The organism is Kribbella sp. NBC_01484, from assembly GCF_036227145.1.
Lineage (GTDB): Bacteria > Actinomycetota > Actinomycetes > Propionibacteriales > Kribbellaceae > Kribbella.
This window is the reverse complement of sequence record NZ_CP109437.1, coordinates 5,931,471-5,958,356: the sequence shown is the minus strand read 5'-3', so window position 1 is coordinate 5,958,356 and position 26,886 is coordinate 5,931,471. Positions and strand designations below refer to the sequence as shown.

22 protein-coding genes and 1 riboswitch are annotated in these 26,886 nt (G+C 67.8%); of the genes, 10 read left to right on the top strand and 12 right to left on the bottom strand.

From position 1 onward, the window contains the following. Window positions 1-4: 4 nt before the first annotated feature. From OG555_RS29080 to ctaC, 7 genes are all read right to left on the bottom strand, one after another. Window positions 5-718 carry an ABC transporter ATP-binding protein gene (locus OG555_RS29080; RefSeq protein WP_329475730.1) on the bottom strand — a complete coding sequence of 238 codons (714 nt, stop codon included), beginning with the start codon at window positions 716-718 and terminating at the stop codon, window positions 5-7. Next, window positions 715-1,443, bottom strand: a complete 729-nt coding sequence (locus OG555_RS29075; protein WP_329475729.1) for an ABC transporter ATP-binding protein — start codon at window positions 1,441-1,443, stop codon at window positions 715-717. Before OG555_RS29075 ends, OG555_RS29080 begins: the two co-directional genes overlap by 4 nt. A 5-nt stretch (window positions 1,444-1,448) precedes the next feature. After that, a complete protein-coding gene (locus tag OG555_RS29070; RefSeq protein WP_329475728.1) occupies window positions 1,449-2,654 on the bottom strand; it encodes an ABC transporter substrate-binding protein in 1,206 nt (401 codons plus the stop codon). A gap of 786 nt (window positions 2,655-3,440) precedes the next feature. Beyond that, complete coding sequence (locus OG555_RS29065; protein WP_329475727.1) at window positions 3,441-4,682, bottom strand: L,D-transpeptidase; 1,242 nt, start codon at window positions 4,680-4,682, stop codon at window positions 3,441-3,443. 199 nt (window positions 4,683-4,881) lie between these two features. Then, the gene (locus OG555_RS29060) at window positions 4,882-5,277 is read right to left on the bottom strand and encodes a cytochrome c oxidase subunit 4 (RefSeq protein WP_329475726.1); all 396 of its coding nucleotides are present in this window, start codon (window positions 5,275-5,277) and stop codon (window positions 4,882-4,884) included. Further along, entirely contained in the window at window positions 5,274-7,007 is a 1,734-nt protein-coding gene (ctaD, locus tag OG555_RS29055; protein WP_442914541.1) for an aa3-type cytochrome oxidase subunit I, read from the bottom strand. Before ctaD ends, OG555_RS29060 begins: the two co-directional genes overlap by 4 nt. 47 nt (window positions 7,008-7,054) lie before the next feature. Further along, window positions 7,055-7,948: an aa3-type cytochrome oxidase subunit II gene (ctaC, locus tag OG555_RS29050; protein ID WP_329475725.1), complete on the bottom strand. Its 894-nt coding sequence runs from the start codon at window positions 7,946-7,948 to the stop codon at window positions 7,055-7,057. A 94-nt stretch (window positions 7,949-8,042) separates the two neighbouring features. On the opposite strand from ctaC, the gene OG555_RS29045 reads away from it, so the two are divergent. The 6 genes from OG555_RS29045 (at window position 8,043) to pulA (ending at window position 17,811) form a co-directional block, all read left to right on the top strand. Then, window positions 8,043-9,158: a cysteine desulfurase family protein gene (locus OG555_RS29045; RefSeq protein WP_329475724.1), complete on the top strand. Its 1,116-nt coding sequence runs from the start codon at window positions 8,043-8,045 to the stop codon at window positions 9,156-9,158. Continuing rightward, window positions 9,155-9,367, top strand: a complete 213-nt coding sequence (locus OG555_RS29040; protein WP_329475723.1) for a sulfurtransferase TusA family protein — start codon at window positions 9,155-9,157, stop codon at window positions 9,365-9,367. Before OG555_RS29045 ends, OG555_RS29040 begins: the two co-directional genes overlap by 4 nt. Window positions 9,368-9,380: 13 nt before the next feature. Continuing rightward, the gene (locus OG555_RS29035; RefSeq protein ID WP_329475722.1) at window positions 9,381-9,947 is read left to right on the top strand and encodes a GNAT family N-acetyltransferase; all 567 of its coding nucleotides are present in this window, start codon (window positions 9,381-9,383) and stop codon (window positions 9,945-9,947) included. Further along, a complete protein-coding gene (locus tag OG555_RS29030) occupies window positions 9,944-10,660 on the top strand; it encodes an SIR2 family NAD-dependent protein deacylase (protein ID WP_329475721.1) in 717 nt (238 codons plus the stop codon). Before OG555_RS29035 ends, OG555_RS29030 begins: the two co-directional genes overlap by 4 nt. A 121-nt stretch (window positions 10,661-10,781) precedes the next feature. Further along, entirely contained in the window at window positions 10,782-12,017 is a 1,236-nt protein-coding gene (locus OG555_RS29025) for an ATP-binding protein (RefSeq protein ID WP_329475720.1), read from the top strand. A 94-nt stretch (window positions 12,018-12,111) separates the two neighbouring features. Continuing rightward, on the top strand, window positions 12,112-17,811 hold the full coding sequence (pulA, locus tag OG555_RS29020) for a pullulanase-type alpha-1,6-glucosidase (protein ID WP_329475719.1): 5,700 nt from the start codon (window positions 12,112-12,114) through the stop codon (window positions 17,809-17,811). A 123-nt stretch (window positions 17,812-17,934) separates the two neighbouring features. Here the strand turns inward: pulA and OG555_RS29015 are convergent, their stop codons facing one another. After that, entirely contained in the window at window positions 17,935-18,306 is a 372-nt protein-coding gene (locus OG555_RS29015) for a DoxX family protein (RefSeq protein ID WP_329475718.1), read from the bottom strand. Window positions 18,307-18,384: 78 nt separating this feature from the next. Here OG555_RS29015 and sigJ point away from each other — a divergent pair, with 78 nt between their 5' ends. Next, the gene (gene sigJ / locus OG555_RS29010; protein WP_329475717.1) at window positions 18,385-19,242 is read left to right on the top strand and encodes an RNA polymerase sigma factor SigJ; all 858 of its coding nucleotides are present in this window, start codon (window positions 18,385-18,387) and stop codon (window positions 19,240-19,242) included. Here the strand turns inward: sigJ and OG555_RS29005 are convergent. Further along, window positions 19,216-20,085: a diacylglycerol/lipid kinase family protein gene (locus tag OG555_RS29005; RefSeq protein ID WP_329475716.1), complete on the bottom strand. Its 870-nt coding sequence runs from the start codon at window positions 20,083-20,085 to the stop codon at window positions 19,216-19,218. The two genes, sigJ and OG555_RS29005, sit on opposite strands and share 27 nt — an antisense overlap. Before the next feature lie 61 nt (window positions 20,086-20,146). Here OG555_RS29005 and OG555_RS29000 point away from each other — a divergent pair, with 61 nt between their 5' ends. Beyond that, the gene (locus tag OG555_RS29000; protein ID WP_329475715.1) at window positions 20,147-21,553 is read left to right on the top strand and encodes a serine hydrolase domain-containing protein; all 1,407 of its coding nucleotides are present in this window, start codon (window positions 20,147-20,149) and stop codon (window positions 21,551-21,553) included. Between the two features lie 72 nt (window positions 21,554-21,625). Then, window positions 21,626-22,564 (top strand): NAD-dependent epimerase/dehydratase family protein, encoded by a 939-nt coding sequence (locus OG555_RS28995; protein ID WP_329475714.1) that lies wholly within the window; start codon window positions 21,626-21,628, stop codon window positions 22,562-22,564. A 26-nt stretch (window positions 22,565-22,590) separates the two neighbouring features. Here OG555_RS28995 and OG555_RS28990 read toward each other — a convergent pair whose 3' ends face one another. The 3 genes from OG555_RS28990 to OG555_RS28980 are packed head-to-tail and all read right to left on the bottom strand — an operon-like array spanning window position 22,591 to window position 25,048. Further along, entirely contained in the window at window positions 22,591-22,746 is a 156-nt protein-coding gene (locus OG555_RS28990) for a DUF3830 family protein (protein ID WP_329475713.1), read from the bottom strand. After that, entirely contained in the window at window positions 22,743-24,128 is a 1,386-nt protein-coding gene (locus OG555_RS28985) for an amidase (protein WP_329475712.1), read from the bottom strand. The genes OG555_RS28990 and OG555_RS28985 overlap by 4 nt, the downstream gene beginning before the upstream one ends. Then, window positions 24,125-25,048, bottom strand: a complete 924-nt coding sequence (locus tag OG555_RS28980) for a D-2-hydroxyacid dehydrogenase (RefSeq protein WP_329484889.1) — start codon at window positions 25,046-25,048, stop codon at window positions 24,125-24,127. The genes OG555_RS28985 and OG555_RS28980 overlap by 4 nt, the downstream gene beginning before the upstream one ends. 332 nt (window positions 25,049-25,380) lie before the next feature. Here OG555_RS28980 and OG555_RS28975 point away from each other — a divergent pair, with 332 nt between their 5' ends. Next, the gene (locus OG555_RS28975; RefSeq protein ID WP_329475711.1) at window positions 25,381-26,568 is read left to right on the top strand and encodes an aminotransferase-like domain-containing protein; all 1,188 of its coding nucleotides are present in this window, start codon (window positions 25,381-25,383) and stop codon (window positions 26,566-26,568) included. A gap of 171 nt (window positions 26,569-26,739) precedes the next feature. Then, window positions 26,740-26,848, top strand: a riboswitch (guanidine-I (ykkC/yxkD leader). Window positions 26,849-26,886: the final 38 nt, after the last annotated feature.

Sequence of the window (26,886 nt, the reverse complement as noted above, 5' to 3'; positions counted from 1 at the left end):
CCGCTCACCCCATGCCCAGGTGCTTGGCCCGGAACGAGGGGTTCCGCAGCAGTTCGCCGGGCTCGTCCACCCGCTCGATCACGCCCCCGCGCAGCGAGTACAGGTGGTCGGCGAGCTTCACCGCCCGCGCGACGTTCTGCTCGACGAGGAGGATCGTCCGGCCCTCGTCGCGCAGCGCGGCGAGGTTGGCGAACAGGTCGTCGAGCACCACCGGAGCGAGCCCGAGCGAGGGCTCGTCGAGGATCAGCAACTCGGGCGCGGCCACCAGTGCCCGTCCGATCGCGAGCTGCTGGCGCTCGCCACCCGACAGCACGGCGGCGCGCTCGGAGAGGCGATCCGCCAGCGCGGGAAAGTGCCGCAGGGCCAACTGCACCCGCTCCGAGACATCGACGCCTCCGGCGAGCGCACAGCCGGCCAGCCGGAGGTTCTCACCGATCGACAGCGTCCGGAACACGCCGCGCGACTCCGGGACGAACGCGATGCCGGCCCGTGCCCTGCGCTCGGGCGCCCAGTCCGTGATGTCCGCGCCGCGCCAGCGGACCGTTCCGCTCCGCGATCGCACCAGACCTTGGATCGCCTGCAGGATGCTGGACTTGCCGGCCCCGTTCGGACCGACGACTGCGACCACGTCGCCTCGTTCGATGCTCAGCGAAACCCCTTTCACGGCGTCGATCGGCCCGTACGAGACCTGCAGGTCGGAGATCTCGAGCAGCGTCATCCCATCGCCTCCGCCCCCAGGTACGCGGACACGACCTCGGGATCGGTCCGGATCTCGTCAGGGCTGCCGACCCGGAGCGTGACGCCGTGGTCGAGGACATGCACGCGATCGCACAGGCTGAGGATCATCCGTACGTCGTGTTCGATCACGACGATCCCGCAGCCGAGCTCCTCGTGAATCTGCCGCACGGTCTGTGCCATCGCGACGCTCTCGTCGTCGTTGAGGCCCGCCGCCGGCTCGTCGAGCAGGAGCACTCGTGGCCGGGCGCACAGGGCGCGCGCCATGCCCAGGCGCCTCTGCACTCCGTACGGCAGGTCGCGGGCGAGGACATCGGCGCTCTCATCCAGGTCGAGCCAGTCCAGCGCCTCGCTCGCACGAGCGCGCGCGGCCGCCCAGGTTCCGCCGCAGCTGACCACCGCCGCCTCGCAGTTCTCGCGCACGGTCATCTGCGGGAACAATCGGACGTCCTGGAACGTCCGGCTGATGCCCGCCCTCGCCCGACGGGGTGGATCCCAGCCGGTGATCCGGAGGCCGTCGAGCTCGACCTCGCCCGTGGTGGGGCGCTGGAAGCCCGACAGCACGTTGAGCAGCGTCGTCTTCCCGGCCCCGTTCGGCCCGATCAACCCGAGGATCTCGCCGTGGTCCAGCTCGAGTCCGACGTCGTCCAGCGCGCACAGTCCGGCGAAGCGCACGGTGACGTGGCTCGTGCACAGCAGCGGCCGCATCGGGCTCAGCCTTTCGCGATCTTGCGTCCGCCGGCGTACATGGCGACCGGGCTGACCCGGCCTCCGTCGACGCCCATGATCACCGCGGGACGGTCGGTCACGATGTGCTGCGTCGCGCTGTACCCTGCGGGACCGGCGATCGTCTCGTACGACCCCAGTCCGTCGATCGCCTTCGCCAGCGCAGCGCCGTCGGTGGTCTGAGCCGCCTCGATCGCCTTGGCGATCACCTGGATCGTCGCATAGCCGGTGAGCGCGTAGGCGGTGACAGCCGGCTCACCGAACTTCGCCTTGTAACGCGCGAAGAAGTCGTTCACATCCGCGCGCGGATCACCGCCGTACAGCGACCCGAACGCGTCGTAGTAGAAGTTCTTCAGGTTCGGAACGCTTTGCAGCCAATAGTTGCCGTCCATGGCGATGTTCGACATCACCGGGATGTCGACGCCCGCGGCTCGGAGCTGACGCAGCGCCGTGGCCGCTCCCGGGTTGTAACTGCACAGCTCGAGCACGTCGGCGCCGGACTCACGGAGCCGCGCGATCTGGCCGGCGAACGACGCGTCGTTCTGCTGGATCGTCTCGGTCCCGACCACCTTGGCCTGCGGCTGGGCACTGAACCTCGACTCGAACGCGGCGCAGGTCTCCTTGGTGTGAGTGATGCTCGGATCGAGCCAGAGGAACGCCTTCCGGTAACCCTTGTCGTAGGCGAACTGGGCGACGTTCGCCGCACCGGCCGCGCTCTTGGTTCCCATCGAGTACGCAAGCGGTCCCAGCGTGGGCACGTCGAACTGCGAGGAGCCCGCACAGGGCGACACCGCCACAACGTTCTTGCTGGTCGACGCGATGGCAGCGGGACTGCCCAGGTCGAAGTCGCACGTGACGAGCATGACCTGCGCTCCGTGCGACAGCAGGTCGAGCCCCACGGTGGTGCCGAGCGCCCGGTCGGACTTCGTATCGCCGTACTTGAGTTCGAGGTGGTGGCCCAGGACGCCGCCGCGGGCGTTGAGGTCCGCCACGGCGAGCTCGGCGCCGCGAGACGGCCCGAGGTCGTACGCCGCAGCGAACCCGGAGCGCGCGACCGCCATTCCGATGACGATCGACCCGTCCGGCAGCTTCGCCTTCGCGGACGACCGCCCTGAGTCGTCATGGCCGCCGCAGCCGGCGGCCACGGTCAACCCAAGGATCCACACAGTCAGGAGAACGACGATTCGGCGCATCGCAAATTCCTTGATCTCGAGGGCGAGCTTGGCATTTGCAATCTAAGGCACTGAAATCTCAATGTCTAGCATCAGATATCTCAACTGCTCGGATCGGTGGACCAGGCCGGTTCGGGCTCGTGACCCGACTCGGGCCGGCGTGCCGCCTGGGGGATGCGCGGCCAGGTGCGGTGGGAGGTGCTCGCTGGGTCCTCCGCGCGTCGAGCCGTCGTTCAGGGTCGCGGACCTGGCTGCCGGGCTTCGTCGAGCCCGTCGAGTTCTTTACGGAGATTGCTCACCCGATCCCCAGGGTGGCGCGGTGCCGCACCAATTCCTGTGGCGGGCCGAACAATGCGGCGTCCGCCATTCAGAGGCATTCTTCGGGTCGACAAGGAATGTGTAACCGCACAATTCTGTAAACGTCCTAAGCAACTCCGGCAAACTGCGCCTGGCCGGTCGGCCACCTCCGCGGAGGCAGTCGGCGTACACGGGGGTTCGACCGTTCCAGGCAAGAGAGTTCCACCGCCACCTGAGCCATCAACGACACAGTTGCGCTGATGTCTGCAAGGTCGGCAGTCGGCGCGGCCACACGCTACATGTGACCGCAGTCACTAATATTCGAGCCCCATTCGCCGGGACCGCGCACGTGCCCATCTGCCAATACTCGCCGTGTGCCGCTAAAACCCCGCGACAACACCGAATGGGTCACTGACAGGAAGGCGCCGGCCAGCACGAAAACTGCCCGCAGGCTTGTCGCATCTCCGCTGTGGAGGTGTGACCAGCCTGCGGGCAGCCGATGCGCTGGCGTCAGGAGAGGGCGGAGCCGGCCTTGTAGACGGCCCAGGTGGTGTTCCAGTCGGTCCAGCCGTTGCCGGGCTCCATGTGGCGGGTGGTGCCGACGACGGTGACGGGGTCGCCGCGCAGGGTCTGGGCGTAGAACCACTGGGCGTCCGCGAGGCTCATGCCGACGCAGCCGTGGCTGACGTTGGCGCTGCCCTGGCTGCCGGCCGACCACGGCGCACCGTGGATGAACTCACCGGAGCTGGTCACCCGCTGGGCCCACTTCACGTCGCTGATGTTGTAGTAGTTCGGGTCGCCCGGCTTGATGCCTACGGTCGCGGCGTCCATCCGCTTGGTGGGGAACTTCTCCATGATCACCTTCACCCCGCTGCGGGTGGTGAAGCCTTCCTTGCCGGCGGTGATCGGGATGGTCCGGGCCAGCTTGCCGTTGATCGCCACGGTCATCGTGTGCTTCGTCACGTTGACGGTGCTGACGACCGACTTGCCGATGCTGAACGCGATCTTGCGGCTGCTCGTGCCCCAGGTGTTGTTGCCGGCGTTGACGCCCTGGGTGTCGATGGTGACGGTCACCTTGGTGCCGGCCGGCCAGTAGTTCATCGGCCGGTAGTTGACCTGCTTGTTGTTCACCCAGTGCCAGGTGCCGGTGACCGGGACCGAGGTGGTCACCTTCAGCCGCTTCTCCACCGCCGCACGGTCCTTGACCGGGTTGTTCCAGTAGATCTGGATCGGCAGCGCGACGCCGACGGTCTCACCGTTGAGCGGGACGACCGAGGCCTTCAGGCTCTTCGTCGCCTTCAGCGTCCTGAAGTTCGAGCTGATCGGCACGGTCCCGCCGTCGGTGCCCTCGGCGGAGCCGCTCAGGGTGTACGACGCGCCCGGCTTGAGGTGGTCCGACGAGGTCCACTGGGTCTTGTCCGTGTTGAAACTGCCGTCGACCTTGTCGCCGTCGTCGTCCTTCAGCGTGACCTCGGACAGCTTGCCCTGGGACGTGGACACGGTCACCGGCTTGTCCGGCTGCACCGACGACGCGCCCTGGGCGGGCACTATCGTGAGATTCGACGCGGCCGGATCCTGCGACGGGGTGGTCGACGCGCCCGGGGTCGTCGACGCGCCGGGGGTGCCATTGCCCTGCGTCGTGGACGCACCAGGTGTTGACGGGCTGTTGCCGCCCGCCTCCGTGTCGCTGCACGCCGTGCCGGCCAGCAGCAGCACACAGATCCCCGCCACGGCAAGGCCGTGCTTCCTCACCGAACCGCTCACCATTCCCCAGCTCTCCCCTGTTTGGTCAAACCGTCGCAAGGGTAACCCGTCATACGGACAGTCCCGTGCAACGCACCGCCACCGCAGTGGTACGGACCACAACGGCCTGTTACCGGTGGCGTCTCTAAAGACGCACGAAAACGCCGCCCGGTTCGTTCCCGGACGACGTTTTTCGTACGACGCTCAACTAATGAGCGTGGTCACCGCGGTAGTACTCGAAGATGAAGCCGCTCAGGGTGACGATGCCGATGCCGCAGCCGGCGATGAACAGCCACCAGCCGAAGACGATGCCGAGCACGGCCACCGCCAGCGTCATCGCCGTCCACAGTGGCCACCACGAGTACGGCGGGAAGAAGCCGAGTTCACCGGCTCCATCGACGATCTCGCCTTCCTTGCGGTCCTCCGGACGGGGGTCCATCCGGCGGGCGGTGATGCTCAGGTAGAACGCCACCAGCAAGGCCAGGAAGAACGTCATCACCAGCGCCGTGGTGCCGGTCGGGTCGTTCGACATCAGCCAGTAGATCGGCGTGACGACCAGCACGAACAGGCTCAGGATCCCGAAGACCCAGGCTTCGATCTTCACGCCTTGTCCTTCCCCTCAGCGTCGGTCTCCGCGGCGACGACCTGCTCCAGGTGCTCGACCCGGCCCTCGTCCTCGGCCGCGTCCAGCAGGTTGTCCTTGCCGGCCCGGTTGTCCGGGTACTCGGCCAGGGCCAGATCGGCGTGGTGCAGGTCGAACGCCGGGCTCTCGGACCGGATCCGCGGCAGCTTCTCGAAGTTGTGCCGCGGCGGCGGCGAACTGGTCGCCCACTCCAGCGACCGGCCCCAGCCCCACGGGTCGTCGACGCCGACCTTCGGCGACTTGCGCGACTTGTAGACGTTGTAGAAGAACGGCAGCATCGACAGGCCGAGGATGAAGGCACCGACGCTGGACACCTCGTTCAGCGTCGTGAAGCCCTCGTTCGCGCCGTACGACGCGTAGCGCCGCGGCATACCCTCGACACCGAGCCAGTGCTGCACCAGGAACGTGGTGTGGAAGCCGATGAACAGCAGCCAGAAGTGCAGCTTGCCGAGGCGTTCGTCGAGCATCCGCCCGGTGAACTTCGGCCACCAGAAGTAGAACCCGGCGAACATCGCGAACACCACCGTGCCGAACACCACGTAGTGGAAGTGCGCGACCACGAAGTACGAGTCGGACAGCTGGTAGTCCAGCGCCGGCGAGGCGAGGATGATGCCGGTCAGACCCCCGAAGAGGAAGGTGGTCAGGAAGCCGATCGCCCAGAGCATCGGCGTGTCGAACGACACCGATCCGCCCCACATCGTGCCGATCCAGTTGAAGAACTTCACGCCGGTCGGGACCGCGATCAAGAACGTCATGAACGAGAAGAACGGTAGGTTCACCGCTCCGGTGACGAACATGTGGTGCGCCCACACCGCCACCGACAGGACCGCGATGCCCAGCGTCGCGCTGACCAGACCGATGTAGCCGAAGACCGGCTTGCGGCTGAACACCGGCAGGATCTCGGTGATGATGCCGAAGAACGGCAGCGCGATGATGTAGACCTCGGGATGCCCGAAGAACCAGAACAGGTGCTGCCACAGCAGTGGCCCACCGTTCGCGGCATCGAAGACGTGAGCCCCCAAGGCTCGATCCGCCTCCAGCATCAGCAGCGCACCGGCCAGGATCGGGAACGCGATCAGGACGAGGATCGACGTGACCAGGATGTTCCAGGTGAAGATCGGCATCCGGAACATCGTCATCCCCGGGGCGCGCATCGTGATGATCGTCGTCACGAAGTTGACCGCACCGAGGATGGTGCCGAGACCGGCCATCCACAGGCCCATGATCCACAGGTCACCGCCGATACCCGGCGAGCGGACCGCGTTGGACAACGGAGCGTACGCGAACCAGCCGAAGTCGGCCGCGCCGCCCGGGGTGAAGAACCCGCTGAGCGTGATCAGGCCGCCGAACAGGAACAGCCAGAAGCTGAACATGTTCAGTCGCGGGAACGCCACGTCGGGGGCGCCGATCTGGATCGGCATGATCTCGTTCGCGAAGCCGACGAACAGCGGGGTCGCGAACAGCAGCAGCATGATCGTGCCGTGCATGGTGAAGAGCTGGTTGTAGACCTCTTCGTTCACGATCTGCAGACCCGGCCTGGCCAGCTCGGCCCGGATCACCAGCGCCATCACGCCGCCGATCAGGAAGAACGCGAACGAGGTGATCAGGTACATGTGGCCGATCAGCTTGTGATCGGTGGTGGTCAGCCACTTGACCGCGATCTGGCCCTTGCTGCGCCGCCGCGGCAGCACGGTGGTGGTGGTGGTACCGATAGCGCCGGTGCGCTCGGCGATGTCGGTCACTTGCCGCCCTCCTGCTCCCCGTGACCGGGAATGGTGGTCGCGTCCGAGCCGCCGGTGGCGGCGCCGGTCTGGCCCTTGGCGGCCAGCTCGCGCAGATGCGCGTCGTACTCGTCGCGGGAGACCACGTTCACCGAGAACACCATCCGGCTGTGGTAGAGCCCGCAGAGCTCGGCGCACTTGCCGGCGAAGATGCCGGTCTTGGTCGGGGTCAGCTGGAACTTGTTCGTCCGGCCCGGGATGACGTCGAGCTTGAAGTAGAACGACGGCACCCAGAAGGAGTGGATCACGTCCGGCGAGTTCAGGACGAACTCGACCGACTCGTCCACCGGCAGCCACAGCTGGGCGGGCTTTGACAGCGTGCCGGTCTCCCAGACGCCCTGCTGCCCGTCGACGGTGTCCTTGTAGTTGAAGGTCCACTGCCACTGCTGGCCCACCACGTTGATGGTGTGGTCCGTGCTGGCCGACATCTTCGTGACTTCGTTGCCGTGCTCGATGGTGTAGAAGAACAACACCCCGATGATCGCGAACGGCGCCAGCGTGTAGAGCACCTCCAGCGGCAGGTTGTACCGCACCTGCCGGGGGGCGTCGTCGTTGCGCTTGTGGTATCGCACCACGACCCACAAGATCAGGCCCCAGACCAGCACGCCCACGATCAGGGCGGCGATCCAGGCACCGACCCAGAGGCTCTCGATGGCCCCGGTCCGGTCCGATGCACCCACGGGGAGACCGAACCGTTTCCACTGCTCCTTGGTCGCCTGCGAACAACCGGTCAGCAGCAGGGTGCCGAGCACCACTCCCGTACCGACCAGCAGGCGTCGCTTCGCCGGACGTGTGGCGCCGGCAGGTACTGCCGTGCGCTCCTCCACTCCGGGCGTGCCGTTCGAACCCACGGGGCGCCTTTCCCTTCCCAAGTGAGACTGACGACCAAACACTACTGGACACCTTTGGCGATCTTGCGCACAGGTAGGAGTTAGCGTTTCCCGTGTGAGTCAGCGTGCCTATCTGGATGCCGCGTCGGCCGAGTCGTTGCACCCGGCCGCGCGGGAAATGTTGCTGTCGGCAGTCGATTCCGGGTGGGCGGATCCGGTCCGGTTGCACCACGAGGGACGGACCGCGCGGCTGTTGCTGGACAACGCCCGCGCGGTGCTCGCGGACGCGGTCGGAGTGCGTGCGGACGAGCTGTATCTGACCACCTCGGGTACGGCGGCCATCCACGCCGGACTGACTGCGATCACGGCCGCCCGGACACGGGCTGGGTCCACCGTTGTCCACAGTGCTGTCGAGCATTCCGCCGTACTGCACACCGCGGGTGCCGACGGAGTCGAGGTGGGTGTGGACTCGGCGGGCCGGGTCGACCTGGATGCGTTCGCGGCGGCGGTGCGGCAGACCGGGGTGGCGGTGGCGGCGCTGCAGTCGGCCAATCACGAGGTCGGCACGCGGCAGCCGATCGAGGCCGCGGCCGAGGCGTGTGGCGACGTACCGCTGTTCGTCGACGCGGCCGCGTCCATCGGGCACGACGCCGTACCCGCGGGGTGGTCGGCGTTGACGGCGAGCGCGCACAAGTGGGGTGGACCGGCGGGCGTCGGCCTGCTGGCGGTCCGGAAGGGCACACGGATCGCGCCGGACTGGCCGATGGACGAGCGGGAGGACGGCCTCTCCCCCGGGTTCCCGGACGTGCCGAGTGCGTTGGCAGCCGCTGCCGCGTTGCAGGCCCGGCTCAGCGAGGCCGAGGAGCTGAACAAGCAGCACCGGGCCTGGATCGACGAAGTACGACGCCGCATGGCCGCGGACATCCCGGATGTCGAAGTGGTCGGCGATCCCGACGACCGCCTGCCGCACATCCTCACGTTCTCCTGTCTCTACGTGGACGGCGAGGCACTCGTGACTGCATTGGACGCGGAAGGGTTCGCGGTCTCCAGCGGCTCGGCCTGTACGTCGAGCACGCTCAAGCCCTCGCATGTCCTGGCCGCCATGGGCGTCCTGACTCACGGCAACGTCCGCATTTCCCTGACGCGCGACACGACCTATGCGGAGATCGACCGGTTCTGTGCGGTGGTGCCAGGCGTAGTCCGGCGGATCCGGGCGGAGGTGGGGATGTGAACGTCGACCTCGACTGCAGCGGCCTGCTCTGCCCACTCCCGGTGATCAAACTGGCCAAGACGCTTCCGACCGTTGCCGTCGGCGATACCGTCACGGTCCGCGCAGATGATCCGGCCGCGGCCACCGACATCCCGGCCTGGTGCCGGATGCGCTCCCAGGAACTGGTGTCGGCAGTCGAAAACACGTACGTCGTTCGACGGGTCAGCTGAGAGACTCCGCGGTGTGACCGACTTCGCCCACAAGCCGACCCTGACCGGTGAGCTCGTCATCCTGCGTCCGTTGGACGAGAGCGACTACGACGCGCTGATGGCGGCGATGGCCGATCCCGAGGTGAGCAAGTTCACCGGCGACCACGACGGTGGTGGCGTCGAGGAGGAGACGTACCGGGACTGGCTGCGGACCCGAAAGGATCAGACCGACCGCCTGGATCTGGCGATCGTGTCGAAGGCGACCGGCCGGACCGTCGGTGAGGCGGTGCTCAACAGGTGGAGTCCGGAGGACGAGTCCTGCAACTTCCGGATCCTGATCGGCGCGGACGGCCGGGATCACGGGTTCGGCTCCGAGGCGACCCGGCTGATCGTCGGCTACGGGTTCGAGCAGCTCGGCCTGCACAGGATCTCGCTCACGGTGTTCGCGTTCAACCCGCGGGCACAGCGGGTGTACGAGAAGGCCGGGTTCGTCGAGGAGGGGCGGCTGCGGCACGCGCTCAAGTGGGACGGTGAGTGGGTCGACGACATCGTGATGGCGATCCTGGCTCCCGAATGGGAGGCGCTACGGTCGAAGGCGTGATCGACGCCGAGCGCATCGCCGTACTGACCGGAGCCGGGATCTCGACCGCGTCGGGGATCCCCGACTTCCGCGGACCGCAGGGGTTGTGGACGAAGGACCCGGCGGCGCAGGCGATGTTCGACATCGACGAGTACGTCGCCAGTCGCGAGGTCCGCGTGGAGGTGTGGAAGCATCGCCTGGCCGCGCCGGCCTGGACCGCCGAGCCGAACCCGGGTCACCTGGCGCTCGTGGAGCTGGAACGCCAGGGGCGGCTGACCGGACTCATCACCCAGAACGTCGACGGCCTGCACCAGAAGGCCGGCTCGTCGCCTGAACTGGTCCACGAGTTGCACGGCACGGTCTGGTTTGTCGACTGCCTCGGCTGCGGGCGCCGGATCCCGATGGCCGACGTACTCCCACGGCTCGAGGCCGGCGACGAGGACCCGGCCTGCGAGGTCTGTGGCGGGATCCTGAAGTCGGCGACCGTGTCCTTCGGCCAGTCCCTCGACCAGACGGTCCTCGACCGGGCCGTCGCGGCCACCGAGGCCGCCGACGTCTTCCTCGCCGTCGGCACCTCCCTGCAGGTCTACCCGGCTGCCGGTCTCTGCGACCTCGCACTGACCGCCGGCAAGCCGCTGATCATCCTCAACGCCCAGCCGACCCCGTACGACGACGAGGCCACGACCGTGCTCCGCACGCCGATCGAGACCACGCTGCCAGATCTCCTGTCGTGAGCCACGCGAACCAGCAGCGAATCGGCCGACGAATCCGCAGCCGAATTCACGACAGATCGGCAGCCAAGCATCCGACGGATCGGCGGGCAGGGGTTCGACGAAACGGCAGTATAATTCGTCTGTGAATCTCCTTGCACGAGCCGCCGCCGAGGCCATCCGCACGGCGATGACCGACACACCGGTCGTCGTGGTGAACGGACCGCGCCAAGTCGGCAAGACGACACTCACACGTCAGCTGGCGTATCCGGGCACGGTCGACTTCGTGACGCTTGACGACGAGACCAATCGGCTCGCCGCCCACGCCGATCCCCGCAGCTTTGTCCAACGACCGGCGGATACGTTCGTTATCGACGAAGCACAGCTCGAACCGAAAATGTTCCGGGCGATCAAGGCCGAGGTCGATCGAGATCGTCGCCCGGGCCGGTTCCTTTTGACCGGGTCGTCGCGCCTGCTCTCGGCCCCGGACATGGCCGCATCGCTGGTCGGCCGGGTGGAGACGATTGACCTCTGGCCGTTCTCGCAGGGCGAGCTCGCCGGCATCGCGGACCGGTTCGTGGACCTCGTATTCGATGATCCGATCGCGCTGATCCGGAACAAGTCGACCGAACGGGCAGACATCGTGAAGCGAATCGTCACCGGCGGGTATCCCGAGGTTGTACGCAGGCAACCCGGCCGGCGCCAATCGTGGTTCGACGGCTACCTCACGACGATCACCCAGTCAGTCATCCGGGATCTGTCCTCGATCGAGCGGCTGGCTGAGATCCCACGGCTGCTGAGGCTCTGCGCAGCCCGGACCGGAACCGAGCTCAACGTGAGCGCACTCGCAGGAGAGTTCGGATTCCCTACTCGCACGGTGGACGGCTACCTCGCGCTGCTCACCCAGGCGTTCTTGGTCGACCGGATCCCGGCCTGGTCGACCAACCTCAGCCGCAAGGTGATCCGCCGTCCGAAACTCGTCCTGACCGACACAGGACTTGCGTCATTCCTGATCGGCGCGAATCAGTCCAACGTCGCTCAGATCGGTGGCCCACTCGGCCAGCTGATGGAGACCTTCGTCGCCAACGAGATCAAGAAACAGCTGACCTGGTCCAACGGCAGGCCCTCGCTGTGGCATTTCCGTGATCGCGACGGCGCCGAGGTCGACCTCGTCCTCGAGCATCCGGATGGGCGGGTGGTGGGCATCGAGGTGAAAGCAACAAGCTCGCCGTCCGCCGACGATCTGCGGGGACTGCGATTCCTCGCCGACCGGCTCGGCGACCGGTTCCACTTCGGCGTGCTGCTCCACACCGCGCCGGAGGCGACCCGGTTCGGACCCAACCTCGCGGCCCTTCCGGCCTCCGTTCTCTGGGAGTTCTGAGCGACCGCCTGCCGACTTGTGACGGTCAAACCCTTCCGTTGCCGCTGACCCTTGGCTAGCGTCCCCGGCAGGTTCGGCTGGGAGGGGTGCCCTGATGAGCAGGTTCAGGCGATTGACGGCAGGCTTCACCGCGGCTGCGGTGATCGTTCTCGGACTAGGTACGGCGACTTCCGCGCCGGCGCAGGTGGCGGCGGAGCGGGTGATCACACTCGCCGGGTCGCTGCAGAGCGAGCTCGGGTGTCCCGCTGACTGGGACCCGGGATGTGACGCGACCAGTCTCGGGACGAGTGCGCCGTACACGAAGGTGTTCGACGTGCCGGCCGGCACGTACGAGTACAAGGTCACCGTGAACCGTGCCTGGGACGAGAACTACGGCGCCGGCGGTGTGCTGAACGGGGCGAACATCCCGCTCGCGATCCAGGGTCCGGCCAAGCTGGTGTTCAGCTACGACGACACCAGTCATGTCGTCACGGTGAAGCCGGTCGATCTCGCCGGGCCGACCGTGACCGCGGCCGACAAGACGCTGGCGTCACCAAGTCTGCGCAAGGACCTCACGAAGGAGCGGTTCTACTTCCTGATGGCGGACCGGTTCGCCAACGGCGACACGGCGAACGACGCCGGCGGCCTGACCGGCGACCGGTTGCAGACCGGACTGGACCCGGCCGACAAGGGCTTCTACCACGGCGGCGACCTGTCCGGCGTGATCCAGAAGCTCGACTACATCAAGTCCCTGGGTACGACGTCCATCTGGCTGACCCCGTCCTTCAAGAACCGGCCGGTGCAGGGCGACGGCGCGAACGTGAGCGCCGGGTACCACGGCTACTGGATCACCGACTTCACGCAGATCGATCCGCACCTCGGCACCAACGCGGACATGAAGCAGCTGATCAGCCTCGCGCACCGCAAGGGGATGAAGGTCTTCTTCGACATCATCACCAACCACACCGCGGACGTGATCGACTACCAGTCCCATCAGTACGGGTACATCCCGAAGTCGACGTCGCCGTACAAGGATGCTGCCGGCAACGTCTTCGACGACAAGACCTATGCGGGCGGTGACACGTTCCCGCCGCTGGACAAGAACACCTCGTTCCCGAACGTGCCGGTGTTCCGGACGCCGGCGGACGAGACCGTCAAGGTGCCGGCCTGGCTGAACGACCCGACGCTCTACCACAACCGCGGCGACTCGACCTTCGCCGGCGAATCCGCGGAGTACGGCGACTTCGTCGGCCTGGACGACCTGTTCACCGAGCAGCCCAAGGTCCGCGACGGGATGATCGACGTCTACAAGACCTGGGCCGAGTTCGGCATCGACGGGTTCCGGATCGACACCGTCAAGCACGTGAACATCGAGTTCTGGCAGAAGTTCTCCCCGGCGATCCTGGCCGCGGCCAAGAGCGCGGGGTCGAAGAACTTCTTCATGTTCGGCGAGGTGTTCGACGCGAATCCGCAGTTCATGTCGACGTACACGACGAAGGGCGCATTGCAGGCCACGCTCGACTTCGGCTTCCAGCAGAGCGCGGTCGCCTACGCGAAGGGTGACCCCGGCACCAAGCTGCAGGACTTCTACGCGGGCGACGACTACTACACCGACGCCGACTCGAACGCGTACCAACTGCCGACCTTCCTCGGCAACCACGACATGGGCCGCGTCGGTATGTTCCTCAAACAGGGCGGCGCGTCGGGTCAGGAACTGCTGGCGCGGGACAAGCTGGCGCACTCGCTGATGTTCCTGACCCGCGGGCAGCCGGTCATCTACTACGGCGACGAGCAGGGGTTCACCGGTCCGGGCGGTGACAAGGACGCGCGGCAGGACATGTTCGCGACCAAGACCGCGGACTACGCCGACGACGAGGTCGTCGACGGATCCGGTACGACGACGATCGGCAGCAAGGACCGGTACGACGTCAACGCGCCGATGTACAAGCACATCGCGGCCTTGGAGCAGCTGCGGGCCAAGTACCCGGCGCTGGCCGACGGCCGGCAGGTGCACCGCTACTCGTCGAACACCAACGGCCTGTATGCCTTCAGCCGGCTCGGCACCGACAACGTCGAGTACCTGGTGGTCGCGAACAACTCGAAGACGGCCGCGTCCGCGACGATCCCGACGTACGGCCCGAACACCTGGCTCAAGCCGGTCTATGGCGGCTCCAACGCGGTCAAGACCGACCGTGAGGGCAGAGTGCTGCTCAGCCAGGCGCCGCTGTCCGTGACCGTCTACCAGGCGGCCAACAAGGTCCCGTCGCGCCCGAAGGCGCCGGCTGTCTACATGACCTCGCCGGAGCTCGGTGCGACGGTCGGTGGGCGTGCCGAGATCGGTGCGGCCGTGCCGGAGAACACTCCGGTCACCGTGACCTTCGGCTACCGGCCTGTGGGTACGACGGCCTGGCAGCGACTCGGCTCCGACGACAACGCGCCGTACCGCGTGTTCCAGGACGTGTCCGCGCTGCCCAAGGGGACGCTGCTCGAGTACCGGGCCGTGCTGCGGGATGTGTCGGGCAACTACTCGGTGTCCGGCTCGTACGGCGTGGTCGGCGATGCTCCGACGCCAGGTGGTGGCGGTGGTGGGACCGGTCCCGTCGTACAGCCCGCCAACGTGAGCGTGCCTGGTGATCACAACAGTGAGATGGGCTGCGCCGGTGACTGGGATCCGGCCTGCAGCCAGGCACAGCTGACGCTGGACCCGAAGGACAAGGTGTGGAAGGGGACGTACACCCTCCCGGCCGGTGAGCACGCCTACAAGGCCGCGATCAACAAGACCTGGGACGAGAACTACGGTGCCGGCGGCGTCCTGAACGGCGCGAACATCTCCTACACGGCTCCAACCGGTCCGGTCACCTTCTACTACGAACACGGGCGGCATTACGTCACGTCCAGTGCCGAGGGCCCGATCATCACTGTGCCCGGCTCGTTCCAGTCGGAGCTCGGCTGTCCGGGCGACTGGGACCCGTCGTGCATGCGACCGTGGCTGACCGACGAGAACGGCGACGGGACCTACACGTGGTCGACCAGTGAGTTGGGAGCGGGTAGTTATGAGGCGAAGGTCGCGCACAACCTGTCCTTCGACGAGAACTACGGCGCCGGCGGAGTCAAGAACGGCGCCAACATCCCGTTCACCGTTCCGGGCGACGGCCTGGTCGTCACCTTCTCCTACGTCATCGCAACCCACGTGCTGACCGTGACGACGTCCCGGCCGGGTGCCCAGCCGGATCTCAGCCAGGCCAAGGCCTACTGGCTGACTCACGACCTGCTCGCCGTACCGCCGGTCGCCCACCCGGAGCAGTCGCGCTGGCGGCTGCACTGGTCGGACGACGGCTCGCTGAAGGTCGACGCGGACGACATCGGTGGCTCGTCGTCCGGACTGCGTTATGACCCGGCCGGGATCCCTGCGTCGGTGCTGGCGAAGTTCCCGGCGTTGAAGGGCTATACCGCGCTCAGACTCGACCACGCCGACGTTCAGAAGATCCTCACCGGGCAACTCGGGCTCGCACAGTACGACGACGTGGGACGGTTGCTGGACGCGACCGGCGTCCAGATCCCGGGTGTGCTCGACGATGTCTACGGCAGTGCCGCGGGGCGCACGTACGGCGTGAACTGGCACGGTGGTGCGCCGACGTTCACGCTGTGGGCGCCGACCGCGCAAGCGGTGACGCTGCTGGTCGGGTCCAGCCGGGTGCCGATGCGACTCAACAACGATGGGTCGTGGTCAGCCGACGGACCACGGTCGTGGAAGAACGCGTCGTACCTCTATGAGGTGAAGGTCTACGCGCCTTCGACAGGCAAGGTCGAGACGAACGTCGTCACCGATCCGTACTCGGTCGCGCTCACGACGGACTCGGCGTACTCGGTCGCCGTGGACCTGAACGATCCGGCCGGGAAGCCGGCGCTCTGGTCGGGTACGCCGGCGCCGAAGCTGGCGCGGGGTGTCGACTCGACGATCTACGAGCTGCACGTCCGCGACTTCTCGATCAACGACAGCAGCGTGCCGGCCGCGCACCGCGGGACCTATCTCGCCTTCGCCGACCAGGGCAACGGGACGAAGCACCTGCAGGCACTTGCGGCGGCCGGACTCAACACCGTGCACCTCTTGCCGACGTTCGACATCGCGTCGATCCCGGAGACCGGGCAGCAGACGCCGGCCTGTGATCTGAAGTCGTTCCCGGCGGACTCCGATCAGCAGCAGGCCTGCGTGACGGCGGTCGCGGCGAAGGACGGGTTCAACTGGGGCTACGACCCGTACCACTGGCTTGCGCCCGAGGGCTCGTACGCGACCGCCCGTGATGGCCTGGCCCGCGTCGCCGAGTTCCGCACGATGGTCGGCGGACTGCACAAGTCGGGGCTGCGCGTCGTACTGGATCAGGTCTACAACCACACCCCGGCGGCCGGTCAGGCGCCGACGTCCGTGCTGGACAAGGTCGTGCCCGGGTACTACCAGCGGCTGAACGCGACCGGGAAGGTGGAGACGTCGACCTGCTGCAGCAACATCGCCACCGAGCACGCGATGGCCGAGAAGATCATGGTCGACAGCACCGTCAGCTGGGCGCGCAACTATCGGGTCGACGGCTTCCGGTACGACCTGATGGGCCACCACAGCAAGGAGAACATGCTGAAGATCCGCGCCGCGCTGGACAAGCTGACCCTGGCCAAGGACGGGGTGGACGGCAAGAGCATCTACCTGTACGGCGAGGGCTGGAACTTCGGCGAGGTCGCGAACGACGCGCTGTTCGTCCAAGCGCGGCAGGGCAACCTCGGCGGCACCGGGATCGGTACGTTCTCCGACCGGCTCCGCGACGGGGTCCGCGGCGGCGGTCCGTTCGACGACAACCCGCGGATCCAGGGCTTCGGCTCCGGCGAGGCGAGCGACCCGAACGGCGACCCGATCAACGGCACGCCCTCCGAACGCGCTCAGCGACTCGCCCACGACACGGATCTGATCCAGCTCGGCCTGGCCGGCAACCTGCGCTCGTTCACCTTCCGCTCCGCCTCGACCGGCGACGTCGTCCGCGGTGACGCGGTCGACTACAACGGCTCACCGGCCGGGTACGCCGACCAGCCGGACGAGGTGATCAGCTACGTCGATGCCCACGACAACGAGACGTTGTGGGACACGCTGACCTACAAGTTGCCGACAGCAATGACGATGCCGGACCGGATCCGGATGAACACGGTGTCACTGGCAACGACCGCGCTGGCCCAGACGCCCTCGTTCTGGCACGCGGGCGCCGACCTGCTGCGGAGCAAGTCGCTCGACCGCAACTCCTACGACTCGGGCGACTGGTTCAACACCCTCGACTGGACCGGTGCCGACAACGGCTTCGGCCACGGTCTGCCGCCCAAGGCCGACAACGAGGCCAAGTGGTCCTACATGAAGCCGCTGCTCGCGAACCCGGCGCTGAAGCCGACCGCGGCCGACGTGGCGACCGCCTCAGCCGCAGCCGCCGACCTGCTGAAGCTGCGCTTCTCGAGCCCGCTGTTCCGGCTCGGCTCCGCGGAACTGATCAACCAGAAGCTCACCTTCCCGGTCAGCGGCACGACGCCCGGTGTGATCACGATGCGCATCGACGACACCGTGGGTCCCAACGTCGACCCGGCGCTCAAGGGCGTCCTGGTCGTCTTCAACTCGACGGGAGCGGCGGTCACACAGCAGATCCCGGCCTTGGCCGGCGCCAACCTGGCCCTGTCCCCCGTCCAGGCGAACGGCTCCGACGCCGTCGTCAAGCAGACCACCTGGACCGCCGGAACGGGCACAGCCACAGTCCCACCGCGGACCGTCGCCGTACTCGTCCAGCGCTAGGAGCAGCGGACCGCCAGGCCATCACAATTGCCGCCACCGGGCGGCCCTGACGCTCAACCGCGCTGATGACAGCCGATTGAGATGGCCTGGCGATCCGGCCTTGCCGCGATGCCTGCGGGTTGGTCAGGTGAGCGCCGCGAAACGGCTGGCTGCGACGAAGGAGGCGAGGGCCAGCAGGGTGACGTTGGCCGCGACCGACTTCGGTTCGCGGAGCGAGGCATGGGAGATGGCAGCACCGATCATCACGATGGTGAGGCCGACGGCCGCCAGCGGCGTGAGGACGCAGGCCTTGTCTGTCAGCCAGGGCGCGAAGAGGCCGGCGACGGCGAAAATGTCGGAGATGGCGACGACGCGGACCAGCGGCATCGGGAAGGGCGCGATGCCGGTCTGGCCGGTGGCGATCAGGCGGGAGCGGGACATGGTGGCCTTGACGGCACCGGAGTACGCGAAGATCGCGGCCAGGATTCCGGAGAAGACCCAGGTGACTGTGTTCATGCCGATTGCAGACGATCAGCGATCCGATCCTGTGACACTGTCACTGGGAGACGTCCTCGATCGTCTGTGAAAGGTGTGATGGAGGAACTCAGGCCACTGCTGCTGTCGATCGCGTACCGGATGCTGGGGAGCTTCGGTGACGCGGAGGACGTCGTACAAGAGGCCTATCTCCGGCTGCATCGAGAAGACCAGGTGGAGTCGCCGAAGGCGTTCCTGACCATGGTGACGACGCGGTTGGCGATCGATCAGTTGCGGTCCGCACGCCGGCAGCGCGAGACCTACCTCGGCCCGTGGCTGCCCGAGCCGGCCGTCGACGAGTACGTCGACCTCGCCGACCGGGCCGCGTTGTCGGACTCGCTGTCCACCGCGTTCCTCGTCGTCCTCGAGCGGCTCTCCCCCGACCAGCGCGCGGTCTTCCTGCTCTGCGACGTCTTCGGCTACTCGTACGACGAGGTCGCCGGGATCATCGCGAAGACGCCGGCCGCCTGCCGTCAGCTCGCCGTCCGCGCCCGGCGCCGGATTGCCGACAATCGACCGCGCTACGACGCATCACCCCAAGAGCGCGACGAATTGGTCCGGCGCTTCGTCGCGGCCGCCGAGGACGGTGAGCTCGACGCCCTCGTCGACCTGCTCGCACCCGACGCCACCTTCACCGGGGACGGCGGCGGCAAGGGCGGCTTCCCGCGACCGGTGCACGGCGCCGGCAATGTCGCCCGGATGCTGATCGGCGCCTTCGGCAAGTTCGGCGACCTGACCGTCGAAGGAGTGCACGTCGGCGGCCAGCCGGCGCTCCGCATCCACGACCCGGCCGATCGCACGATCGCCATCTGGTCGTTCGTCGTCACCGAGGGCCGGATCACGACCATCCACGGCGTCGTCAATCCCGACAAACTCACCCACCTGGGGCCGTCAGGGCACCCGCACGACCACGGCTGACGGATCGACCGAGGCGCTGAGCGAGCGGCCGTCGGCGATGGTGTCGCCGTCCAGCTCGCGGCGTACCGTCTTCGCGGCCGTCACCTGGATCCGCTTCCCGGTGAACCGCTGGACATGCTGCTCGCGCATCGACTTCACCACCAGGCTCAACGCCAGCCGCGGCCATTGGCTGACCCGCCGGGGCGACAGCACCACAGCGTCGATGAGCCCGTCGTCAGGGACCGCGTCGGGCAGCAGCGGGATGTTCGCCTGCAGGGTGCCGACGTTGCCGATCACCACGGTCCGCGCGCGGTGGCGTACCGGCGGCTGGTCGTCGACGGTGATCTCGACCCGCACCGACGGATGGTTCAGGTTCTTGATCGTGGACACGACGTACGCCGCCCAGCCGACCCGCTTCTTCAGGTCGTCCGGCGCGTCCGCGATGATCGCCGCGTCCAGTCCGAGTCCCGCCATCACGACGAACCGGTCGGTGGCCAGCTCGTCGCCCTCGATCAGCACACTGTCGATCCGCCGCTCGGTACCGTCGAGCACCTCGGCCAGCGCGTCGTCCATGTCGAGCGAGATCCCGAGGTTGCGGGCCAGCAGGTTCCCGGTCCCGGCCGGCAGTACGGCGACGGGGATGCCGGTCCCGGCGAGCTCGGCACAGACGATCCGCACGGTGCCGTCCCCGCCGGCGACCACGACCAGGTCGACGGCGTCCTTGACCGCCCGCTGGGCCATCGTCACGCCCGCATCGTCCTCGGTCGTCTCCAGCCACAGCGCGATGTCGACGCCGCGCTCGGTCACCGCGGTCTCGACGGTCCGGCGAAAGTCGTCGGGCACCTTGATGGGATTGACAATCACAGCTGCTCGTCTGGCGGAACTCACCTGATATTTGTCCGTTCGGGAAGATAACGTGCCTGGGATGAGCAGACTTGCACGGAGTACGCCAGAAGCCCAGGGGTTGTCCGCCGCGGCGCTCGACGCGTTCGTCGCGGCGCTCGACGCGTCCACGCCGGAGATCCAGACCGTGATGCTGCTGCGGCACGGTCACGTCGTCCTCGAGGAGGCCTGGTCACCCTACCGGCTGACCGATCCGCACCTGCTGTTCTCGGTGTCGAAGAGCTTCACCTCGACCGGCGTCGGCCTGGCGATCGACGCCGGCCTGCTGTCGCTGGACGACCAGGTCATCTCGTTCTTCGAGCCCGACGAGTTGCCCGCGACGATCAGCGACAACCTGGCCGCGATGAAGGTCCGGCACCTGCTGACCATGACCACCGGGCACAGCCAGGACACCGTCGAGGCGCTCTCCCGGGACCGCCGGATGATCAAGGTCTTCCTCGGGCTCGACGTCGACCACGAGCCGGGCACGGTGTTCGTGTACGACACTGGCGCGACGTACATGCTGTCGGCGATCCTGCAGCGACTGACCGGTGAGCGGCTGCTCGACTACCTGCGCCCCCGGCTGTTCGAGCCGCTCGGCGCGACCGAGGCGTCCTGGCAGGTGTCGACGGAGGGCATCACCGTCGGCGGCTGGGGGCTGAGCATCAACACCGAGTCGCTGGCCTGCTTCGGTCAGCTCGTGCTCCAGCGCGGCGTGTGGGAGGGCAAGCAACTCGTACCCGCCGAGTGGTACGAGGCGGCCACCTCCAAGCAGGTGCCCAACGACAATCAGGACAACCCGGACTGGAAGCAGGGGTACGGCTTCCAGTTCTGGCGCGGCCGCCACGACACCTACCGCGGCGACGGCGCGTTCGGCCAGTTCTGCCTGGTCTTCCCGGCGTACGACGCCGTCCTGATCGTCACGAGCGCGACGGAGGACATGCAGGCGATCCTGAACACCGTCTGGGATCACCTGCTCCCGGCCCTCGAAGGCAAGGAGGTCACCCCGGTCGCCCGCCCGTCGCGGCTTGAGTTGGCGCCGCCGATCGGTGCCGCGCCGGCCGGTGGGAACGGACAGACCTACCGGTTCGCCGACGACAACGCCACCGGGCTGACCGCGGTCCGGCTGGACCCGGACGGAACCGGCACGTTCACGTTCGCCGGGCTCGAGCCCGGCGCGACCGACCCGGTGGACATCGTCTGCGAGCCGGGCGACTGGCGGGAGCTCACCTCCGTCGGCGTTCTCAAGGAGGCCGATCCCCAGGTCCGGCAGCGCGTCGTCTCCAGTGCCCACGCGGACGGTGACAAGTTCGTGGCGACGATCCGCTTCCTCGAGACGCCGTTCGTCCTCACCCTCGCCTGCCACCCGCCGACCGACCACCTGACCATCGACGTCACCCAGAACATGTCCTTCGGGCCGACCTCGTTCACGGTCACCTCGGAGGCGTGATCGGCGTCACTGTCACACGCCGAGGCCGGCGCGTGTCCTCCGGGTCGTAACGACAGACGACGGAGGAATGACATGAAGGTCTTGGTAGCAGGTGCGACCGGCGGACTGGGCCGGTCGCTGGTGCCGCAACTGGTCGCGGCCGGACACGAGGTGACCGGGATGATCCGGTCGGAGTCCAGCGCGGCCGGGGTGCGGGCGTTCGGGGCGGGCGTCGCACTCGCGGACGGGCTCGACGCGAAGGCCGTCGCGGCCGTGGTGAAGTCGGTCCGGCCGGAGGTCGTCGTACACCAGATGACGGCACTCAAGGGTGGGATCGACTTCAAGAAGTTCGACGACAGCTTCGCGCTGACGAACCGGCTCCGCACCGAGGGCACCGACAACCTGCTCGCCGCTTCCCAGGCTGCCGGCGTACGACGGTTCGTCGTCCAGTCGTACGCCGGCTGGAACTTGCAGCACGGTGGCTCCGCGACGAAGACCGAGGCGGATCCGCTCGACGCCGAGCCGGCGACGGCGCAGCGCAAGACGATGGCGGGGATCAGGCACCTCGAGTCGGTGGTGACGAACGCCGAGGGGATCGAGGGCGTCGCGCTGCGGTACGGGAGCTTCTACGGCCCGACCGGTGACATCGGCAAGGGCGGCTCGATGGTCGAGCTGATCCAGAAGCGCAAGCTGCCGGTGATCGGCGACGGGGCCGGGGTGTGGTCGTTCATCCACTACGACGACGCGGCCGACGCGACGGTGAAGGCGGTCGAGAGCGACGCGACCGGAATCTTCCAGATCGCCGACGACGACCCGGCGCAGGCGGCGGTGTGGTTGCCGGAGTTCGCCCGCATCCTCGGGGCGAAGCCGCCGCGGCACGTTCCCGCGTGGCTGGGCCGGCTCGCGGCCGGCGATGTCGGGGTCGCGGCCTTCACCGAGATCCGTGGCGCGGACAACAGCCTCGCCAAGGCGACCTTCGGCTGGCAGCCCGGCTACGCCTCCTGGCGCGACGGCTTCCGCAACGGTCTGTAAGGCGTGGCTGGACGGCCAGACTCGACCTAGCGCCGGTTGAACGAGAGAGTTTCGCCGCGGGCGCCGCGCATCCAGCGGTCCTGGCAGGCCGCGGCGAACTCCTCGAGGTTCGAGACGACCCCTCCGAACACGTCGCCCCGGACCCAGCCCTTGTCCAGGCTGACGGTGATGTGCTTGCTCATCGTGCCTTCAAGGTGGGTGTGCGGAGATGCCAGTCGGTGGCCGCTTGATACGCCTGGCCGACGCGCAGGGTGAGCGCATCCGCATGCCTCGCCGCAACCACCTGCAGTCCAACGGGAAGCCCCGCCTGCGTGAACCCACACGGCAGGCTGAGCGCCGGCTGCTGAGTGAGATTGAACGGATAGGTGTACGGCGTCCAGCTCGTCCATTCCGGTGACGCCGAACCGTCCGGCACATCCTGGCCGACCGGGAACGCCGTGATCGGCAGCGTCGGCGTCACGAGGACGTCGTACGTCTGATGGAACCGTCCCATCAGCTGCCCGAGCTCCATCCGGGTAGTCGTCGCGTCCAAGAAGTCCGTGGCTGAGTACGACGCTCCGACCGCGGCAACCCGGCGCAGTCCGGGATCGACGCGATCGTCGACCTCGTACGCCGACAGCACCTTCGCGGCGCCCGACCACCACAGCACGTGGAACGCGTCGACCGGGTCCGCGAACCCCGGATCGACTTCGCTCACCTCGGCCCCGGCGTCCGCCAGCACACCGACCGCTGTGCGGACGAGCGCCTCGACCTCGGGGTCATTGTCGACAATCCCAAGATCGGACGAGAAGGCAATCCGCAGGCCGGCAACACCGTCGTCGAGCCCACGCAGGAACGACGTGGCCGGCGTGGGCATCGCGGACCAGTCGCGGGCGTCGTACCCGGTGATCACGTCGAGCAGCGCGGCCGCGTCCCGGACCGACCGCGTCATCGGCCCGCCGTGCGACAACGTCCCGAACGCGCTCGGCGGATACAACGGGATCAGCCCGTACGTCGGCTTGAGCGCGACCGTTCCGGTGAACGCGGCCGGGATCCGGACCGATCCCCCACCGTCGGTGCCGACCGACCACGGGCCCATGCCGAGCGCGACCGCGGTCGCTGATCCGCCGCTCGAACCGCCGGGGGTCGTCGACGGATCCCAGGGGTTACGCGTCACGCCGTACCTGGAGGAGTCGGTGACGCCCTTCCACGAGTACTCAGGCGTGGTCGTCTTGCCGAGGATGACGGCGCCGGTCTCCCGGAGGCGGGCGACGGCCGGGGCATCCTCGTCCCACGGCCCGGCCTCGTCGATCAGCGTGCTGCCGCGCAGGGTCGGCCATCCCTTTGTCCACAAGGCGTCCTTGATCGACGTCGGTACGCCGTCGCCGGGGCCCAGTGGCTCCCCAGAATGCCACCGGGCCTCCGACTCCTTCGCGGCGGCGAGGGCGCCCTCGGCATCCACCAGGACGAACGCGTTGACCTGGTCGTCGTACTGTTCGATCGCGTCCAGCGCCGCTTGCGTCGCCTCCACCGGCGAGATCGTGCCGTTCCGATATCCGTCGACCAATTCGGTTGCCTGCGTCATCGGGCTCCTGTCGGGACGTAGCCGAGCTTCTTGTCCACCACGTTGAGCAGGGATTCCCCGGCCAGCCAGCGCCGGACGTTGGTGGCGAACTGTGCGGCCAGGGTGTCCCGCCAGCCGATCACGTCGCCGGACATGTGCGCGGTGATCGTCACGTTCGGCGCGTCCCACAACGGATGGTCCGGCGGCAACGGTTCGCGGTCGAAGACGTCGAGGGTGGCTGCGATTCGCCCGTCCGGCAGGGCGTTCAGGAGCGCGATTTCGTCGACAATCGGACCGCGCGCGACGTTGATCAGGTGCGAGCCCGGCCGCATCGCCGCGAGTACCTCGGCGTCGACCAGTCCTCGGGTCGCGTCCGTCAGCGGCGCCGCCAGGACCACGTGATCGGCCCACCCCACCTCGGCCGAAAGATTGCTACTGGCAACGACCTCGCCGAAGTCCGGGTCGTCCGGGCGTGCGACCCGTCCGGCTCCACGGACCTGCAGACCGGCCGCGCTGAGCAGCCGGGCCGTCTCGCGTCCGATCGCCCCGGTGCCGACAATCAGCGCGGTCGCACCGAGGATGCTGCAGGTCTCGCGATGCTGCCACTCGTGCCGTCGCTGCAACTCCAGGCTGCGCCGACTGTCCTTCGCATGCGCGATCACCGCGCCCAGCACGTACTCCGCGATCGGCCGGTCGAACACACCATGGGCGTTCGTCACCACCACGTCCGAGTCCCGAAGCTCGTCGAACAGCAACGTGTCCACCCCGGCCGCCGTCACATGAATCCACTCGACCGAACCCGCCTCAGCCCACACATCCCGAACCGCCGTCGAAAAGAAGTCCCACAACATCAACCCCCGAGCCCCCCGCACCGCCTCCCCCAACCCGCCCGCATCACAAAACCGAAACTCAACCCCCAACCCCTCCAACCCCGGCGGCACCAACAACCCACCCACACCCGGCTCCGCGCCCACACCCACCTCGGCGCCCACACCCGCACCTGGCCCCGTGCCCGCACCCGGCGCCCTCGCCGCACCCGGCGTGCCTGCCCCTGGAGACCGTTCGCAGAGCACCGTGATGATGGGGCGCTCGGCGGGGGGTGGCATGCGTCGAGGCTAGGAACCCGTCCGTAGGATTGTCAACAATCCTGTCCCAGCCGCACACTGAGTCGCATGTTCACGCGTCCGTCTGTTCGAACCGATCGTGGTCACCGCCGGCGGCGTCGAGCGCCTGAGCGATCTGTCCGACGAGCTGACCAGCAGGAGGTAGTTCCGTGCAAGCTCTCCCGTACGCCGCACGCGTGGCCGGTCTCGTCGGGTCGGTGATCGACTCGAGTACGTCGTTGCTGCACAAGCAGACCCACGACATCGTCCGGTTCGCGATGGGATCACCGGCCGCGGAAGCAGTACCGTCGGCCGTCCTCGCCGCGATCGCTGCCGAACAACTGAGTCGTCCCGACGCGTACGACTACGCGGCCACCGAGGGAGATCCACCGCTGCACGCCGCCCTGCTCGAGATGCTCCGCGGCACCACCGACGAGACCATGGCCGACCGGCTCACCATCACGGCCGGCGGGATGCAGGGCCTCGACCTGTTCTGCAAGCTCTTCGTCGACCCCGGTGACCTGGTCGTCGTCGAATCGCCGACGTACACGAACGGCAGTGCGACCGCGCTCTCGTACGGCGCCGAACTGCTGGAGGTCCCGGTCGATGTCGACGGGATGATTGTCGACGATCTACCACGGCTCCTCGACGGACGACGGCCGAAGGCGATCTACACGATCCCGACGTTCCAGAACCCGTCCGGCGCGACACTCTCCCTCGAGCGGCGGCACAAGCTGCTCGACCTCGCCCGCTCGTGGGGCTCGATGGTGATCGACGACGATCCGTACGGGCTGCTGCGGTTCGCCGGGGACCCGTTGCCGTCACTGCGTGAGCTCGGCGCGGGCGATCCGCTCGTGTTCGCCGTACGCACGTTCTCGAAGATCGTCGCGCCGGGACTCCGGGTCGGCTGGGTCGACACCGATCCCGAACTGCAGCCGTTGCTGATCAACGCGAAGCAGGCGATGGACACCTGCACGAACCTGCCGGCCCAGCGGCTGCTCGCCGGGTTCCTGACCGGCGGCCACCTCGAGGAGCACCTGGTCACGCAGCGACTCGAGTACAAGTGCCGCAAGGACGCGATGCACACGGCACTGCAGGAGAACTTCGCTGACATCGCCCGCTGGACCGATCCCGAGGGTGGCTTCTTCCTCTGGGTCACGTTGGAGAACGGCGTCGACACGAGCGAGTTGTTCGAGATCGCCCTGGCCGAAGGCGTCGCGTTCATCCCCGGCCCGGCCTTCTCTCCCACCGGCCGCTTCCACGACGCGCTCCGCCTCTGCTTCGCCTCGACGCCACCGGACCGCATCCACGAGGGCGTCGCCCGCCTGCGCCGGGCCGCCGACAAACTGTTGCCCTAGGCAACCGCGGCCAATGGAACCGCGGCAACCGCAGCCCGCGGGCGCCGGCAGTGGCTCTCTGTTCTCTCACCACTTCCGTCCCCGATGAGAGGATTCGTTAACCGTCTCGTTACACCTCAGGACGCCCACCGAAACCGGCGCGCCCTGAACTAAAGAAGACCCGCCGCCAGGGCGGGGCGCCCCTAGGGTTCCGCTGCCGATCGTGGCAGGTCTGGTCCGAGAGGGGAGGCGGCGCCGTCACGACGGCGCCGTTCCACGGCGGGACAAAAGCCCGGGAGGCCTTGAAGGCCCCGGGTGCCGTGTGCGTTCCGGGCCGAT

Coding starts and splice junctions, on each gene's coding strand:
- pulA (WP_329475719.1), top strand. CDS start 12,112: ATGAGCAGGTTCAGGCGATTGACGGCAGGCTTCACCGCGGCTGCGGTG.
- OG555_RS29075 (WP_329475729.1), bottom strand. CDS start 1,443: ATGCGGCCGCTGCTGTGCACGAGCCACGTCACCGTGCGCTTCGCCGGA.
- sigJ (WP_329475717.1), top strand. CDS start 18,385: ATGGAGGAACTCAGGCCACTGCTGCTGTCGATCGCGTACCGGATGCTG.
- OG555_RS29000 (WP_329475715.1), top strand. CDS start 20,147: ATGAGCAGACTTGCACGGAGTACGCCAGAAGCCCAGGGGTTGTCCGCC.
- OG555_RS29015 (WP_329475718.1), bottom strand. CDS start 18,306: ATGAACACAGTCACCTGGGTCTTCTCCGGAATCCTGGCCGCGATCTTC.
- OG555_RS28990 (WP_329475713.1), bottom strand. CDS start 22,746: ATGAGCAAGCACATCACCGTCAGCCTGGACAAGGGCTGGGTCCGGGGC.
- OG555_RS29080 (WP_329475730.1), bottom strand. CDS start 718: ATGACGCTGCTCGAGATCTCCGACCTGCAGGTCTCGTACGGGCCGATC.
- OG555_RS28995 (WP_329475714.1), top strand. CDS start 21,626: ATGAAGGTCTTGGTAGCAGGTGCGACCGGCGGACTGGGCCGGTCGCTG.
- OG555_RS29070 (WP_329475728.1), bottom strand. CDS start 2,654: ATGCGCCGAATCGTCGTTCTCCTGACTGTGTGGATCCTTGGGTTGACC.
- OG555_RS28985 (WP_329475712.1), bottom strand. CDS start 24,128: ATGACGCAGGCAACCGAATTGGTCGACGGATATCGGAACGGCACGATC.